The sequence below is a fragment of the Neobacillus terrisolis genome, from assembly GCF_051233475.1.
Taxonomy (GTDB): Bacteria; Bacillota; Bacilli; order Bacillales; family Cytobacillaceae; genus Bacillus_BU.
In genome coordinates this window covers 182145-196681 of the sequence record NZ_JBKFGH010000013.1, presented here as the reverse complement: position 1 = coordinate 196681, position 14537 = coordinate 182145, and the positions used below count along the sequence as shown (strand labels likewise).

Genomic DNA, 14537 nt, shown 5'->3' with positions numbered 1-14537 from the left:
TTGTGAAGTTTTTTAAAAAGTAGAACAGAGGATAACTAATAATTCTTGCAGGTCTATTACAATCGGAATGGGTTTTCACTATGCCTGTGTAACAAATTGTTCAAAATGATTTTACGGAATTGTGAAATAGTGATCATAATCACCCAATTGTTGGTTTAGTTTGTTATATTTACATTGTAATAAATGTACATAACCTATTAAAGGAGTTGTTTCAAATGGTAGTAAATTTCTTAAGAGAAAACAAAATTGCAGCAGGAATTTTGACATTCCTTCGTCTATATCTTGGTTATTCTTGGTTAACAGCAGGTTGGGGAAAATTAACTGGTGAAGGGTTTGACGCTTCTGGATACTTGCAAAATGCAGTAGCAAATCCGGTGAAAGGTCCAGACGGCAACATGGTTTATGGATGGTACGTACACTTCTTAGAAAATTTCGCCCTACCAAACATCGATATTTTTAATACAATCGTTCCAGTTGGCGAATTCTTAATTGGTTTAGGATTAATTCTTGGCTGCTTAACAACTGCAGCAATGTTCTTCGGCCTTGTTATGAACTTCTCATTCTTCTTGGCGGGAACCGTTTCTCACAATCCAACTGACATTTTCTTAGGAATGATTATTCTATTCTCTGGCTATAATGCTGGTAAGTACGGCTTAGACCGCTGGGTGATTCCATTCATCCGCAAAACTGTATTCAAAAATACCGAAACATTAGCTAATAAAAACTCTTAATATATCGTAAAATCCCTCTTGGCGAGTGAGCACCGGTCCCCCCTTCCGGCCAGCTCCTTCACAAGAGGGATTTTTTCACTTTAAAGCAGCGGGGGACAGTCCCCCACTCCTTTAAAACTGTACAGCGCCGGGGGACAGTCCCCCGGCGCTGTGGTGTGTTAAAGTGTTAGGCGGTATGCTCTTGTTTCATAGGGTTTGAGCTCGATGGTTTGGAGGGGTTCGTGTTTTGGGACTTCGTAGTTGTTTAGGAGCAAGTTTTCATACTCCAATACTTGCCCTGAATCGTTCCCATGCCCATCCACTTGACCAGGCACGCAATCCATCCCAACTTCTTGTGGAGATAGATTTGCGATCACCACGACCTTGTCATTCTCTAATGTCCGCCTATAAGCAAAGATTTCCGGGTGAAACTCGTGGAGCATGTCGTAGCTGCCGTACGTGAACACCTCATTCTCCTTTTTTATGCGAATCATTTTTTTATAGAAGCTTAGGATGGAATCGGGATCCTGAAGCTGGGCCGCCACATTCACTTTCCGGTAGTTCGGGTTTATTTTTAGCCAAGGCTTACCAGTAGTAAAGCCGCCGCATTCTTCCCTTGACCATTGCATCGGTGTACGGGAATTATCACGACTAGAGGACCAAAGGATCTCCATAATCTCGTGATGCGGAATGCCTTCCTCCCGCTTAGCTTGGTAAAGATTTTTGGCCGCGACATCATTATAGTCGTCAATCGATTCGAAATGGACATTGGTCATGCCGATTTCTTGGCCTTGGTAGATAAAGGGCGTACCTTGCATCAGGAAGTACATCGCAGCAAACGCAGTTGCGCTCTCACGCAAAAATTCCCGGTCATTCCCCCACGTTGAGACCATGCGCGGCTTGTCATGATTTTCGATAAAAAGGGCATTCCAGCCGCTGTTTTCCAGCCCTTTTTGCCAGCGTGACAGCACTTGTTTCAGCTCGATGATATCGAGTTCTTTCTTCTTTTCAACATCCCAAAGGGCCATGTGTTCGAACTGGAACACCATGTCAAACTTTCCTTCCTGCTCACCGACCCAAAGCTCAATATCGTCGATAGAGACGCCATTTGCTTCGCCAACGGTCATGATGTCATATTTTGAGAACGTGGCTTCCTTAAGCTCCTTTAGGAGAGGATGGATCCCGTTAACGTTCATCATTTTTGGAAAGGCAGGGACATATTTGAGCCCGTACGGATTTGGCATGTCGGCAAGGCCCTCTTCTTTTTTAATATGACTAATGGCATCGACTCGGAACCCGTCAATTCCTTTGTCGAGCCACCAATTGACCATCTCATAGAGGGCGTCACGAACCTGTTTGTTTTCCCAATTAAGGTCTGGCTGTTTTTTGGAAAAAAGGTGCAGGTAATATTGGTCTGTTAGCTCATCGTACTCCCAGGCAGGTCCGTTAAAAATACTTTCCCAGTTATTAGGTTCTGCGCCATTCTTGCTATCTCGCCAAATATACCAATCCCGCTTCGGGGAATCTTTTGATGAGCGGGATTCGATGAACCACGGATGCTCGTCACTCGTGTGATTGATGACGAGATCGAGGATCAGCTTCATCCCGCGGTGGTGCGTCTCAGTTAAGAGCTGGTCGAAGTCGGCCATTGTTCCGAAGTCAGCCATGATTTCCTGATAGTTGCTAATGTCATAACCGTTATCATCGTTGGGCGACTCGAACATAGGGCAAACCCAGATCACATCGATGCCAAGGTCTTTTAAATAGTCTAGTTTTGAGATGATGCCTTGAATATCACCGATGCCGTCCCCATTTGAATCCATAAAGCTCCGAGGATAGATTTGATAGGCAACTGCTTCTTTCCACCATACTTTCTTCATGATAACTCCTCACTGGTTTTTTTATAGTTAAAGGGTGTTTTTGTTTTGGTTGAAAAATAATTTGTTTGTTGTAATGCGAGTTGATGTAAGCGTCATCAACATTATTATACGGGTTTAATGAGTAGTTGGTGCTTTTGAAGAAAATGCACCTCGTTTAGCACTTTATCCCTAAAAAACTGAATTTCTCTTATTACCAAATTATTCTCGTTTAAATGATTTGCGGTGCTACTATTAAACCACTGTTGAAACTTCCTTCATTATCTTCCATCGTTGCCGGATTGATCCTCTTTAAAACCTAGCTTTTCATTTATCATAACAATTTTTAACTATACGCAGAGGAATATCCTCATTCGTTGAAGTTGTTTATAGGTTTATAGGTTTCTACTATCGGAATGTAATAAATTGTTCAAATTGTTTTTACGGATTTGTGAATTAGTGAGCAAAATCTACTTTTTTGCCTCTAGGTTTGTTATATTTACAGTGTAGTAAATATACAAAAACGATTTCCATACATGATGCAACAGCCGCAATTTATCTGCGTAAAATATAGCAAAAAACCCCTCTGGGCAAAGCAAGAGCCGGTCTCCCCCCCTTCCGGCCTTCCCCGGCCCAGAGGGTTTTTTCACTTTAAAGGATGTGGGGACTGTCCCCACATCCTTTAAAGCTGCAAAGCACCGGGGGACTGTCCCCCGGTGCTTTAGTGCGTTACTTTAGTTTGGTTAGTTCTTCTAGGAATGCTGGTCTTCGTGGGTATTTTTGTTTTAGATGGTTGACCAATTCTTGAGCATTGTTGGCTCCGCATGCCTTTTTGTATGTTTTAATGAAGCCGCAGACTTTTTTATATTTTTTTCTGTCAGTAGCAGCTTCTGCTTCGGCTTCGATATAATCTATGAACAGATTATTTACCTCTGCTAAATGCCCCTCTATTAGATGAGGATACAGGTCTAGAATATAGGAAGGATATTCTTTGCAATATTCGAGGATATGGTCTGTTAGATTCTCCTCGATTAAGATGGACAGATAAGTATTCGTTTGATGCCCTTGGAAACCCTCCACGATCTGATTTAAAACAGCCTCCCATTCACTCGGAGCATAAAGGTTTTTAAGCTTAGCATAATACTTAAATTCATTTGCGATAATCAGCTCAAAAGCTAATTTCCTTTGGTTCTCACTATCTCCAAGCAATTCATAAGCTTGATAGCGGTACTGCTTCAAATCCTTTACATAACCGGTACCCTTATGAGCTTCTTCACCCTCCAAACAGAGTGAGATAACCTTCTCGAAATTCTCTTTTTCAAACTCTCTGTTAATCGCCTTTTTTCTGAATTCGATAGAATCGATGTTTTCATAGATGAATTTTTCAGCCTCTACTGGAGCGTCCCAACGCTCAATGATTTCTAGCTGCAACAGTTTAATACTTATTTTTTCAAATTTAGAACCCCAAGAGTCTAGCTTTATTTGATTCATTTGTATACTTAGCTGGTTCTCAAGCTTTTCACGTAAATCTGGTTGATTACAAAAATATGTACAAACCTTTAACAAGTCATATCTCCAGTCCACCCAGCCATCGTAGCGGCTGTTCATAGCCTCTTTTAAAATTAACTCAAACAGCTTTTTTTGTTCTTTTTCTGATAAACTCAACAAGTTGGTGGTTACCGCATCATCGATGGTGTTTGCTGCCTCATTTAAAACCGCACCGATACTGCCATTTGAATCGTCGCTATAATCGAACATTTTTATCACGATGGACAGCACAGCGATCGACAATAATACAGCCCTTTCAGGATCACCGCTTTCTATACGATTTCTCGCCTTTTGAAGTGTCAGATCGGCTCCTTGGAGTGCCGTATCCACATAACGCCATTCGATAAAGCCTCTTCGCTTTGCACTGTTTATATATTGTCTAATCAATTTCTTGCTATCCGCTACCTCGTTCTCGTCCGTCCCGTATTTGAACAGGAGCTGTTTTTCCATATCGGGATCCCGGTCAGCAATATCAAGAACCAATTCAACTAATTGTTCCTTTTTAAGATTAATTAGAATATCTTTTAATTGGTTTGTAGGATGTGATGGGTGCATCGAATTCTCTCCAGACTGCTCATGTTTGATTGCCAATAGTACTGCTGCTTGATGTTTACAATAATGATCATAGGCATAAGGACAATCGCAATAGGAGCTGATAATTTTTCCAGAGTCACTTAAACCTAGTTCCACGGCATAAACTTCTGAGCCAGCCACTTTTGCCCTATAATGATTGTCACCTGTTTTTTCAAGATCCCTAACTTTGTTTTTATCAAAATAGTCGATTCCCCGTTGCAGAATTCGATCATCAAAATATTGTTCTAAATCTGTCAGCATCATCGTCTCTCACCCCAAAAAAGCAAATCATTTACCCTATCATTATCACATCTTTCCCTATCACTTTATACTCATTTCTGGTAATTATTTAATAGATTTAAGGCGGGCTACTTTTTCACATTAAAGCACCGGGGGACTGTCCCCCGGTGCTTTAATGTGAAAAAGAAAAAGGGTGCCTGTCCAAAAAGGACAGGCACCTGAAGGTGAGGATGGGCGCGGGTGTCATTGATTCTTTTTAGGGATGGACAGTAAATGGGCAGGGTAAATCCGGTTTTGGTTTTGAGATATTTGAGATTTTTAAGATAGCTGGTCTTTTCACTAAAACAGAGTAAAGCCTAGGCCTGGTGAATTGTATGAAATGTAGGTAGTTTTTGTGGATTCTTTATGATTTCGGGGTTGTTTTTCCCTTCTCTAGTCGAGCGATAAAGGAATAGCCTTCATCAAGGGGTTGGGTTGCCGTGGCTTGCGGGCCTGCCTCTAATATATATTGCTCGATTTGGTGAACGCGTTTTAATAATTCCTCCAGCCTCCGATTGGAACGCCCCTGCATGACGATTAGGCTTTCAATCAGTTGCTCCAATTTCATCTCCTGTTCGATTGATTCCTTTAACTCCAAGGGGCACGCCTCCTTTTGCTACTTTTAGAATGGAAGAGAAATCGATGCGGGCTCAGAGCCAGAATCGAGCGGCGGCTGCTCTTGGCCAGAACTGGCAACTGGCACTGGTGCAGGGCTCGGCATCGTTGACACTGACTGTACAGTTGATACAGCTTGTACTGTTGGCACAGCTTGCACAGTTGGCACTGCTTGCACTGCTTGTACTGTTGGCACCGTCTCTGTTACTTTTTTGCCTAGGAACTGCACAGATTCGGCGACAACTTCTGTTACATACACTCTTTTCCCCTCATGATTATCGTAATGACGGGACTGAATTCGGCCCGTAATCCCAACCACGGAACCCTTACGGCAATAAAGCGAGGTATTTTCAGCCGCTTTCCGCCACAGTGTGCACTGCACAAAATCAGCTTCGATTTGTCCCTGCTGATTCTTATAATGGCGGTTTACTGCCAAGGTAATATGGGTGACGGGTACTCCATCGGTCGTCGCCCTTAATTCCGGATCCTTCGTCAATCGGCCTACCAGTGTTACCTGATTGATCATGTCTCATCTCCTCTCTCTTTTGATGCTTCCATGATATCGATTTTTACATCCTAAAGTAAAATCTGTAAAAATTTGTTTTTGAGCCAAAAACACACCCATAATTGGCAAATTCCAGGGTAAAAATCGATTTTTCAATGGGATTACTCCCTTAAAAATAAAAAAATGAATATTTCAGCAAATATTTTTCGACAAATGGAGGAATTCGCTCCTTTAAAGCAGTATGGTATAATTTGGACAAATTATGAAAGGAGGAATGAGAATGAAAACATTTAAACTCATCTCATTAGAGGTGTTCGAGAACGACTCGTTCAAGGAAATCGATTTGGTGGACGGATTAATCATCAATAAAGAAGATGAACAAAACAACTGGCTGATTGAAGTTTATACTAAGCCGGTTCATTTCGATTTTTTTGAAAAAGCAATGCAAACCCAACAGGAGTTCATTATTCGCGTCGTCATCACCAAGAAAGACAATGACCCCGTCTCCTTCCATATTAAAACTCGGTCGGTAAGAAAATTAGAAAAAAATATTTCTGTCATGCTCCAGGGGACGTTAAAAAGAAATGCACGGAAAAATTATGCAGAAGTAATACTGAAGGACTTATTGAACAAAGGGCTAACCGGTGAAGCATTACTAAATGAATTCCGGGAAAAAATGAGAAATAAACCCTACCTGACCCCGGCAAATAAAACGGCAAATTGAAGGCGGATAAAAAGAATGGCTGCTCCTGTGCCCGAGGAACAGCCATTATTTTTAGTCGTCTTTACGGTCGCGATCTCTTACATCTTTTCTGTCTTCAATCATATCTTCACCGCGTTCGTTATTATCTCTGATAACGTCTCCGTTATCTCTCGTATTTCGGTTATTGCCGTTAGGTCCATTAAGAACGTCATTGTCGTCGTCATCATTCATAATCCCACGTCTGTCATTATCAAGGACCCCATTGTCATCGTCGCCGTTGCGGAAAATGTTGGTACGTGCGCCGTTATCATCAAGGATTCCGTCGTTGTTGTCACGATCTCGGAAATTCTTTGTTCGAACACCATTATTATCCAATCCATTATTGTTGTTTAAATTATCATCTGCATTTGTGTTCACATCAGGATCATTTCCTTCTGGCGGCGGCTCCTGGTCATTATTACAGCCCACTAAAAGAAACGCAGAAAGTACTGATCCTCCAATTAACATTAAAAGCCTCTTTTTCATTGTGTAATTCCCCTTTCAAGTTTGCATATGGTTGACCTTATTCACGGGTCTGCAGTTAGGTTGCCCATAATTAACTCAACAAATTACACAATTATTTTTTATAAAAAAACTGCCCAAAGTATATTTGGACAGCAATTTGATTCAATATATAGTTATTCCTGTTTTGGACCTAAGGCGAATGTCATTTCGAGTTCACATGCAACTTCGCCATCTACGGTTGCAACGCCTTTACCCTTACCAATTGAGCCGCGAACACGAGTCATTTCCACTTCAAGACGAAGCTGGTCTCCCGGTCTTACTTGGCGTTTAAAGCGGCAATTATCGATACCTCCGAAAAATGCTAAACGACCTCGGTTCTCTTCTTTAATCAACATTGCAACAGCACCCACTTGCGCTAGTGCTTCAACAATTAACACGCCTGGCATTACCGGGAAATCAGGGAAATGTCCGTTAAAGAATTCCTCATTAGCGGTAACATTTTTGATTCCTACAGCCTTTTGGCCTGCTTCAACTTCTAAAATTTTATCTACAAGTAAAAATGGATAGCGATGGGGAATAATTTCTTTTATTTGATCGATATTTAACATTTTATGACCTCCTCATAATAATTGGTACTATTTATATTGTACTAAAAATGGGCATAAAAACAAATATGAGTTTTTTTTGGAAGGGACTCTCCCCGGTTTCGTTACCCCACCTGTTTGCAGGGCTAAAATCAATGAATTTTGATGTCAGTAATTTTTTTGCGGACACCAGTTCCGTTATTTTAACAAAAAGGGGTACTTTGAGGTGCTAAGCGGACAACAAGTCCGCTATTTGATAATAAATTGGCATTATTCAGCTGTTTTTAACTAAATAAGGGATCCTGTGTCCTCTTAAGTCCAGAAAACAGGTTATTTTATCAAAATAAGGGCCTCTGTGTCCGCTCAATAACCCAGCTTATAAATTTTCTGGCTCCCGGCTTTTTCCTTATGAAAAAAGCACCGATATATATCGGTGCAAATGCGTAGGAAACGGTTCTCTATTTTTCTTTATTTATAATGTCAACAATATGAGTCCATGTTGATTGTTTTAAGGCATCAAAAGGCTTCCCGTCGCCGATCACGCCGTAACCAACCATCATTCCAGACATGAGGCTGAATGACAATAATAAGATGATGATAACAAGTCTGAGCCAAATCGGAATAAGGCGAATTCGGATTCGGCTTTTTCCATCAGCTTCAGTACTTTCCTGATGAGTGCGTTCTTGTTTTACTTTTTCACGTGTCCCGGGATCCTTTGATGTTGGGCTATTTTTCTGAACAGGTATCTCTTGAGCCGACTGTTGCATAGGTGTTTCGATTACCTCCGTAGCAATAGCTTGTGGCGCCTCATCTGAAGGCTGCACAGCCACTTTAATTTCCTTTGACAATTCAAGCATAGTGTCTGCATCTGTAGGGGGGTTAGGGCCCTCATTTATTGCTTGCATAGCGTCAACACCTGTTGGGGCGTTTGGCACTTCATTTGATGCTTGCACAGCCTCTACACCAATTAGAGCGTGTGATACTTCATCTGGAACTCCAACTGAGTCCTCAACCGCTACAGCAGGCTCACCACCCTGTACAGTCCCGGCAACCTTCTTAGGCACAACTCCCCAATCCTGATTAGGCGCGCCGCCGGTTATCATCATAGACGCAGTATCTAATACTTTTATAAGCTCATTATCGACAGCCACAGTCTCTGCTTCCAAAACCTGTACTGCCGTAACGCCCGCTGCATTCTCTGCTTGTGCTGAGCCGACGTCCACATTTTTAAGTTTTTTGGCAGTTTCCTGCTTTGTGTCCGTTAATGACATTTATATGTACTCCTTTAGAGAAATTCCCTTAATAGTATCCGTTAGTTTATTCTATTATAAAAAAATTTCATAAAAGAAACATTAATAATTTGTAGAAATAAGTCAAAAGCTGAAAAAGGTCCGGCACCTTTTGGTTTTTTTCCAAAAAACACCGGACCGATTTATAAAATTAACCGAATCTTCTCGAAGGAATTCTGTCGATATTATCCAACATAATTCCTGTTCCAATCGCTACACAATCCATTGGATTTTCAGCCACGAGCACAGGAACCTTTAATTCTTCAGCAAGAAGCATGTCAATGCCGTGTAAAAGCGCGCCGCCGCCAGTCAGAATGACACCACGATCAATAATATCAGCAGATAATTCAGGTGGTGTGCGTTCGAGTACGCTTTTAGCCGCTTGAACAATAACCGCTACCGATTCACGAAGGGCTTGCTCAATTTCTTTAGATTCTACAGTAATGGTCCGCGGTAAGCCTGAAACCATATCACGACCGCGAATGTCCATGCTCTCATTGCGAGACCCTGGGAATACTGTAGCTATGTTTATTTTAATATCCTCAGCAGTACGTTCACCGATTAATAGCTTGTACTCGCGTTTAATGTACTGAAGGATTTCCATATCAAATTTATCGCCGGCCATTTTAATTGAAGAGGAGGTTACGATGTCTCCCATAGAAAGGACTGCGACATCAGTTGTTCCGCCGCCGATGTCCACAACCATGTTGCCGCTTGGTTGGAAGATATCCATGCCAGCACCAATAGCTGCTACCTTAGGTTCTTCTTCTAAATAAACCTTTTTACCGCCGCTTTTTTCAGCTGCTTCTTTAATTGCCTTTTGCTCAACACTTGTAATGTTGGTTGGGCAGCAAATTAGAATTCGAGGTTTAGATAAAAAGCCTTTTACGTTAAGCTTGTTAATAAAGTGCTTTAACATTGCTTCTGTTACGTCAAAGTCAGCAATAACGCCATCTTTTAACGGGCGAATCGCAACGATGTTTCCCGGTGTCCGGCCAACCATTCGTCTTGCTTCTTCACCAACAGCCAACACCTTGTTTGTGTTTTTATCAATCGCCACCACAGACGGTTCATTTAATACAATTCCACGGCCTTTAACATGGATCAACACGTTTGCCGTACCTAAATCGATCCCAATATCCCTAGCAAACATTCCTTTTCGTTCCTCCTTGAAACAATTGGCCAGTTCCAGCTTCAATACAAATGCCTTCCCTGTTTTGCCTACGAGCAAAGTTCTGTCCTAATTGTTTATTTTAACATATTTTCGTCAAAAGGAATAATGAAATTGTCAAATTGTATAATGTTTTTGATGAAATTTGTCAAATTTAGCAGAATATCTTTAAAAGGCTCTGTTATAGTTGGCTGTTGATTTCCGCTCCAGGTGCTCGCTTTCCGCGGGGGAGTCCGGGAGCCTCCTCGGCGCCATAGCGCCTGTGGGGTCTCCCGTGACACCTTCTCCCGCAGGAGTCTCGCACCTTCCTCTCCAATCAACAGTTGCTCAAAATCAACATTGTTCTTTAACACAGCTATGTAAAAAGCAAAAAGAAGCCTAAAACAGACTTCCTTTTCCTTCCCTTTAAGCAAAAGTGGAACATTTTCAGTGAGCAATTGGAAATGAGGGTAGTTTAGATAGTATGGGCTCCCCTCGTTTATTTCATTCCATTTCATCATATGCACCGTAAATTGTCCTAGACATTAGGCGTATTCCTCAAATTCCCAATTGCACAAAAAATGCTGCCGAGTATTACTCAGGCAGCACGATATTTCAAATTAGCACCAAGCAGCGCCAACAATAATCAAAAGGATAAACAATACAACAATCAACACAAACGGATTACAAAATCCGAAACCGCCTCGTGCTGGATAGCCGTAGCCGCAGCAGCCAGCTCCTCCCCAACCGTACATACTCTTCACTCCTTTAATTTATTAATAGCCGAAACCTACGTAAGCAGAGCCAACAATAACTAGCAGAATAAATAAAACAACAATTAACGCAAACCCTGCTCCATGACCATATCCACCATCAACACCACGGGCACCCAAAGCTAACACCTCCATTTTCTATCGTCTTTGCATTATATGTAATATTTTTCATACCGTAATTGTCCAACTGCAATTTTTTTAAAAAACAAAAAAAGAACCTGCCTTATGAAAAAGCCGGTTCGAAGTTATCTTGGTCCATCACTATTGTACTGGTTCTTCTTCTAATTCCTCTTTACGGTATTTTAATTTGGTTGCCTCGCCACCGCGCAGGTGCCGGATCGATTTATGATAATCTAAAATTTCCTTCACTTCATTAGCCAAATCAGGGTTAATTTCCGGAAGTCTTTCCGTAAGGTCTTTATGGACTGTACTTTTGGATACGCCAAACTCCTTCGCAATTACACGAACTGTTTTTCTCGTCTCCACGATATACTTTCCAATCTTGATAGTCCTCTCTTTGATGTAATCGTGCACACCACTCGCCCTCCCTAAATTGAAGATGAGAAGCGTGAAATGAAGTCCGCTTTACGCCATTCCTAAATGCTGTCACTCCGCACGTGATGCTACATATATTCATCCTGGACTGATCATTTATCTTTCTCTATGCGGCAGAAAGCGTTTACTTTCTGTGTTTGCGAAAAATAATCATATTCCCAACTAAAAATGCTGCCTGCAAACGACTCCTCACCTCAAACACTTCCTTTGTAAGGTTTGTAACAGTTTATTAGCGTGCGGACGGGATTATGCACGAAAAACACAAACAGGACAAGGTGAACCGGAAATTTTTTGAAAATTTATCCGTATGCCGTTTTTTTTTTGAAAAAATAGGGCAGATTGAGGGTGGATTTAGTTGGAGGATGGTAATCTGCTTCAAGCTAAAAAACCAGCAACAGAGGTCCGCGCTCTCATGCGCTTCGCTCCATTGCCGGCTCTTCATTCATCCTTATGAATTCATGCTTGATTCATTAGACTTTTTGCTGTTTTCTTCAGTTTCACCACTGTTCGACTTGTCGTCAGCTGGTTTTTTGTCTTCAGATGTTTTGCTATCGTCTGTTGACTTTTTATCTTCAGTCGATTTACTATCGTCTGTTGATTTTTTGTCTTCAGTCGATTTACTATCATCAGTAGCATTTTTATTTTCGCTATCATCTGAGACATTCTCGTCATCAGTCATTTTGCTGTCATCAGCAGCCTTATTTGCTTTTACATCAGCTTCTTGCAAAGTGCTTAATGGTTTATTGAAGTAATCATTTGGATTTACAGCTATGTTGTCCTTACGGATTTCGAAGTGCAGATGAATTCCTGCTTCTTCGTTATATAAGCTTTTTCCAGCTTTTGCAATTGCTTGTCCTTGTTCGACTTCGTCGCCAGGCTCTACCGCAATGTCAGTAACAGATTGATATTGTGTTACAATACCTTTATCGTGCTCAATTTCAATGACATTACCAAGCAGGGAATCTTCTTTAACATCTGTAACGGTTCCGCTTAGGGAAGCCATGACATCAAAGGTTTTTCCATCTTTCATCGTAATATCAATACCAGTGTTCGGATGGTACGAATTATTGTACTCTACTAAAGCAGCTACTTGTTCTTCCTTTTTGCCATCATATTCATAGAATGGCTTTTGGATTTTAACAGATTCCACATTGCTAACAGGCATTACGAAGTTTTCCATTGCACGGTTAACCTCAATCGCTGGCTCCTCATTGATTTTCTTGCCAGAAATGTCTGTTGCCTTGTAATCGATTTTGTTAGAACTAGAATCGTTGCTGCTTTGATACCAAAGGACCCCGGTTAAAATAATAGCTGCACTTGCAATATAAATTGCTGGAATTACCCAACGCTTTTTGAAAAAGCGTTTTATACTAGAATCCTGAGAAGATCGTTTAGTTTCTTCCTCTCTCATTTTCATCACCTCTGCAATCATTGTGAACCGATTGCAAGAATAATATACATGAGCGCAAAAAAATTTTTTCTGCTTATTTTTCGACAATATCAAAGGTTTTATTCACCTTTTTTAAAATATTTTTAAGGAGTATTTAGTCTATGGTTTTGTTAAGATGGTTTTTGCGAATTTTACCGTTTGCCTATATGGTCGCGGTTTGGATTATGTCTAGCATGCCTAGCGACGCCATTGTCGAGCTTCCTCAATTAAGCGTCGACCGCTTTATTAAAGAATCGCTCCATTTAGTAGAGTTCGCGATCCTTTATTGGCTGCTGGTTATGGCCATGCTTACCACTGGTAAATTTTCGCCCACTGTGAGTTTAATTTGCGCCCTGATTGCCGGCAGCTACGGGATTATCGACGAAATTCACCAATCATTCGTTCCTTACCGCTCAGCCACAATCATCGACGCAGTCAAAGACTGGATCGGCGTAGCCGTCAGCTGGTACATCATCCGCGGCGCCATATTCCAGGGTAAATTTAGCAGGATTGGGAGCATGCTAAAGAAGATTTAGGGTGCAGGGGGACGGTTCTCCTGTGTTCTTTTTGTGGTGCATGGGGGCGCAGGGGGACGGTTCTCCTGTTCCCAAAGGTGAAACAGTTAGTGCTTTTTTGGCAACAAAGGGTACAGGAGAACCGTCCCTAGAAGGAAAGGGTGAAAACAAGTTGATTAAAAAATCCGCACTGATAGCTGGAGCTACTGGTTTGGTAGGAAATGAATTACTTCATATTTTAATAAATAGTCAAAAATACGAAAAAATTTATGCTTTAGTTAGAAGACCACTTGAGGTTAAACATCCTAACCTTGTTGAGGTAATTGGTAATTTTGAGCGGCTGGAAGAAGTCGAACAATATTTTGCTGTTGATGATGTGTTTTGTACATTAGGAACAACCATCAAGAAGGCTAAGACAAAAGAAGCGATGTATCGGATTGATGTAGAATACCCGATTGCTATTGCTGAATTGGCAAAGGAGAAAGGCGCCAAGCACTTCCTCATTGTAAGTTCTATGAATGCAAATAAAAATTCACGTTTGTGGTACCCAAAGATGAAGGGTGAACTTGAAGAGAAACTAAAAGAAATTCCCTATGAAGTGATGTCTATTTTCCAACCTCCACTGTTATTAGGTAATCGTAGTGAGTTTCGCTTGCTCGAAAAAATAGCTATTGATATTGTTCGTGGTTTAGGTTCAATATTGGGTAATCAATTAAGGAGCCGCATGGGGATAGAAGCGAAGACAGTTGCTGCTGCAATGTTTCTGGTTGCTCAGAAAGAACAAAAAGGCATCCAAACATATTCCGCTGAGGATATGGAGAGAATCCGAAAATCTAAGCATTAGCGTAAAATTAACATGCTATTCGCACTCCAAAAATCAACAAAAAAGCAGAGCGAGTTCTGATACCGAACTACTCTGCTATTTTTTATGCTTTTATATAAGTTTTTT

Annotated in this window: 15 protein-coding genes and 1 pseudogene; 4 read left to right on the top strand and 12 right to left on the bottom strand. The window is 41.2% G+C overall.

Annotated elements, in window-relative coordinates; genetic code table 11:
• Positions 1-215: 215 nt before the first annotated feature.
• Complete coding sequence (locus tag ACI48O_RS09535) at positions 216-731, top strand: DoxX family protein (RefSeq protein WP_435561563.1); 516 nt, start codon at positions 216-218, stop codon at positions 729-731.
• 158 nt (positions 732-889) lie between these two features.
• Here the strand turns inward: ACI48O_RS09535 and ACI48O_RS09530 are convergent, their stop codons facing one another.
• From ACI48O_RS09530 to ssb, 4 genes and pseudogenes are all read right to left on the bottom strand, one after another.
• Positions 890-2590 carry a glycoside hydrolase family 13 protein gene (locus ACI48O_RS09530; protein WP_435561562.1) on the bottom strand — a complete coding sequence of 567 codons (1701 nt, stop codon included), beginning with the start codon at positions 2588-2590 and terminating at the stop codon, positions 890-892.
• Between the two features lie 705 nt (positions 2591-3295).
• Positions 3296-4951 carry an SWIM zinc finger family protein gene (locus tag ACI48O_RS09525; RefSeq protein ID WP_435561561.1) on the bottom strand — a complete coding sequence of 552 codons (1656 nt, stop codon included), beginning with the start codon at positions 4949-4951 and terminating at the stop codon, positions 3296-3298.
• A gap of 379 nt (positions 4952-5330) precedes the next feature.
• The gene (locus tag ACI48O_RS09520) at positions 5331-5564 is read right to left on the bottom strand and encodes a hypothetical protein (protein WP_435561560.1); all 234 of its coding nucleotides are present in this window, start codon (positions 5562-5564) and stop codon (positions 5331-5333) included.
• A 225-nt stretch (positions 5565-5789) separates the two neighbouring features.
• Positions 5790-6107, bottom strand: a pseudogene (ssb, locus tag ACI48O_RS09515) (single-stranded DNA-binding protein); the annotation flags it as partial.
• A 259-nt stretch (positions 6108-6366) separates the two neighbouring features.
• On the opposite strand from ssb, the gene ACI48O_RS09510 reads away from it, so the two are divergent.
• Positions 6367-6810, top strand: a complete 444-nt coding sequence (locus ACI48O_RS09510) for a YwpF-like family protein (protein ID WP_435561559.1) — start codon at positions 6367-6369, stop codon at positions 6808-6810.
• A gap of 51 nt (positions 6811-6861) precedes the next feature.
• Here ACI48O_RS09510 and ACI48O_RS09505 read toward each other — a convergent pair whose 3' ends face one another.
• The 8 genes from ACI48O_RS09505 to ACI48O_RS09470 form a co-directional block, all read right to left on the bottom strand.
• Positions 6862-7314, bottom strand: a complete 453-nt coding sequence (locus ACI48O_RS09505) for a hypothetical protein (protein ID WP_435561558.1) — start codon at positions 7312-7314, stop codon at positions 6862-6864.
• A gap of 152 nt (positions 7315-7466) precedes the next feature.
• Positions 7467-7901 (bottom strand): 3-hydroxyacyl-ACP dehydratase FabZ, encoded by a 435-nt coding sequence (gene fabZ / locus ACI48O_RS09500; RefSeq protein ID WP_435561557.1) that lies wholly within the window; start codon positions 7899-7901, stop codon positions 7467-7469.
• A 434-nt stretch (positions 7902-8335) separates the two neighbouring features.
• Positions 8336-9148 (bottom strand): DNA-directed RNA polymerase subunit beta, encoded by an 813-nt coding sequence (locus tag ACI48O_RS09495; RefSeq protein WP_435561556.1) that lies wholly within the window; start codon positions 9146-9148, stop codon positions 8336-8338.
• 169 nt (positions 9149-9317) lie between these two features.
• Complete coding sequence (mreB, locus tag ACI48O_RS09490; protein WP_435561555.1) at positions 9318-10319, bottom strand: rod shape-determining protein; 1002 nt, start codon at positions 10317-10319, stop codon at positions 9318-9320.
• A 617-nt stretch (positions 10320-10936) separates the two neighbouring features.
• Positions 10937-11071 carry a YjcZ family sporulation protein gene (locus tag ACI48O_RS09485; RefSeq protein ID WP_435561554.1) on the bottom strand — a complete coding sequence of 45 codons (135 nt, stop codon included), beginning with the start codon at positions 11069-11071 and terminating at the stop codon, positions 10937-10939.
• Positions 11072-11092: 21 nt separating this feature from the next.
• Positions 11093-11209: a YjcZ family sporulation protein gene (locus ACI48O_RS09480; protein ID WP_435561553.1), complete on the bottom strand. Its 117-nt coding sequence runs from the start codon at positions 11207-11209 to the stop codon at positions 11093-11095.
• 141 nt (positions 11210-11350) lie between these two features.
• Entirely contained in the window at positions 11351-11623 is a 273-nt protein-coding gene (gene spoIIID / locus ACI48O_RS09475; protein WP_435561552.1) for a sporulation transcriptional regulator SpoIIID, read from the bottom strand.
• Between the two features lie 469 nt (positions 11624-12092).
• Complete coding sequence (locus ACI48O_RS09470) at positions 12093-13055, bottom strand: peptidoglycan DD-metalloendopeptidase family protein (protein WP_435561628.1); 963 nt, start codon at positions 13053-13055, stop codon at positions 12093-12095.
• 140 nt (positions 13056-13195) lie between these two features.
• On the opposite strand from ACI48O_RS09470, the gene ACI48O_RS09465 reads away from it, so the two are divergent.
• Both ACI48O_RS09465 and ACI48O_RS09460 read left to right on the top strand, forming a co-directional pair.
• Positions 13196-13609, top strand: coding sequence for a VanZ family protein (locus ACI48O_RS09465; RefSeq protein ID WP_435561551.1), 414 nt, complete (start codon positions 13196-13198; stop codon positions 13607-13609).
• A 22-nt stretch (positions 13610-13631) separates the two neighbouring features.
• The gene (locus ACI48O_RS09460; RefSeq protein ID WP_435561550.1) at positions 13632-14432 is read left to right on the top strand and encodes an NAD(P)H-binding protein; all 801 of its coding nucleotides are present in this window, start codon (positions 13632-13634) and stop codon (positions 14430-14432) included.
• Positions 14433-14537 lie beyond the last annotated feature (105 nt).

Bases quoted from the DNA above. Each gene is read 5' to 3' on its own strand.
- ACI48O_RS09535 (WP_435561563.1), top strand. From the start codon at position 216: ATGGTAGTAAATTTCTTAAGAGAAAACAAAATTGCAGCAGGAATTTTG.
- ACI48O_RS09530 (WP_435561562.1), bottom strand. From the start codon at position 2,590: ATGAAGAAAGTATGGTGGAAAGAAGCAGTTGCCTATCAAATCTATCCT.
- ACI48O_RS09525 (WP_435561561.1), bottom strand. From the start codon at position 4,951: ATGATGCTGACAGATTTAGAACAATATTTTGATGATCGAATTCTGCAA.
- ACI48O_RS09510 (WP_435561559.1), top strand. From the start codon at position 6,367: ATGAAAACATTTAAACTCATCTCATTAGAGGTGTTCGAGAACGACTCG.
- ACI48O_RS09505 (WP_435561558.1), bottom strand. From the start codon at position 7,314: ATGAAAAAGAGGCTTTTAATGTTAATTGGAGGATCAGTACTTTCTGCG.
- fabZ (WP_435561557.1), bottom strand. From the start codon at position 7,901: ATGTTAAATATCGATCAAATAAAAGAAATTATTCCCCATCGCTATCCA.
- ACI48O_RS09495 (WP_435561556.1), bottom strand. From the start codon at position 9,148: ATGTCATTAACGGACACAAAGCAGGAAACTGCCAAAAAACTTAAAAAT.
- mreB (WP_435561555.1), bottom strand. From the start codon at position 10,319: ATGTTTGCTAGGGATATTGGGATCGATTTAGGTACGGCAAACGTGTTG.
- ACI48O_RS09485 (WP_435561554.1), bottom strand. From the start codon at position 11,071: ATGTACGGTTGGGGAGGAGCTGGCTGCTGCGGCTACGGCTATCCAGCA.
- ACI48O_RS09470 (WP_435561628.1), bottom strand. From the start codon at position 13,055: ATGAGAGAGGAAGAAACTAAACGATCTTCTCAGGATTCTAGTATAAAA.
- ACI48O_RS09465 (WP_435561551.1), top strand. From the start codon at position 13,196: ATGGTTTTGTTAAGATGGTTTTTGCGAATTTTACCGTTTGCCTATATG.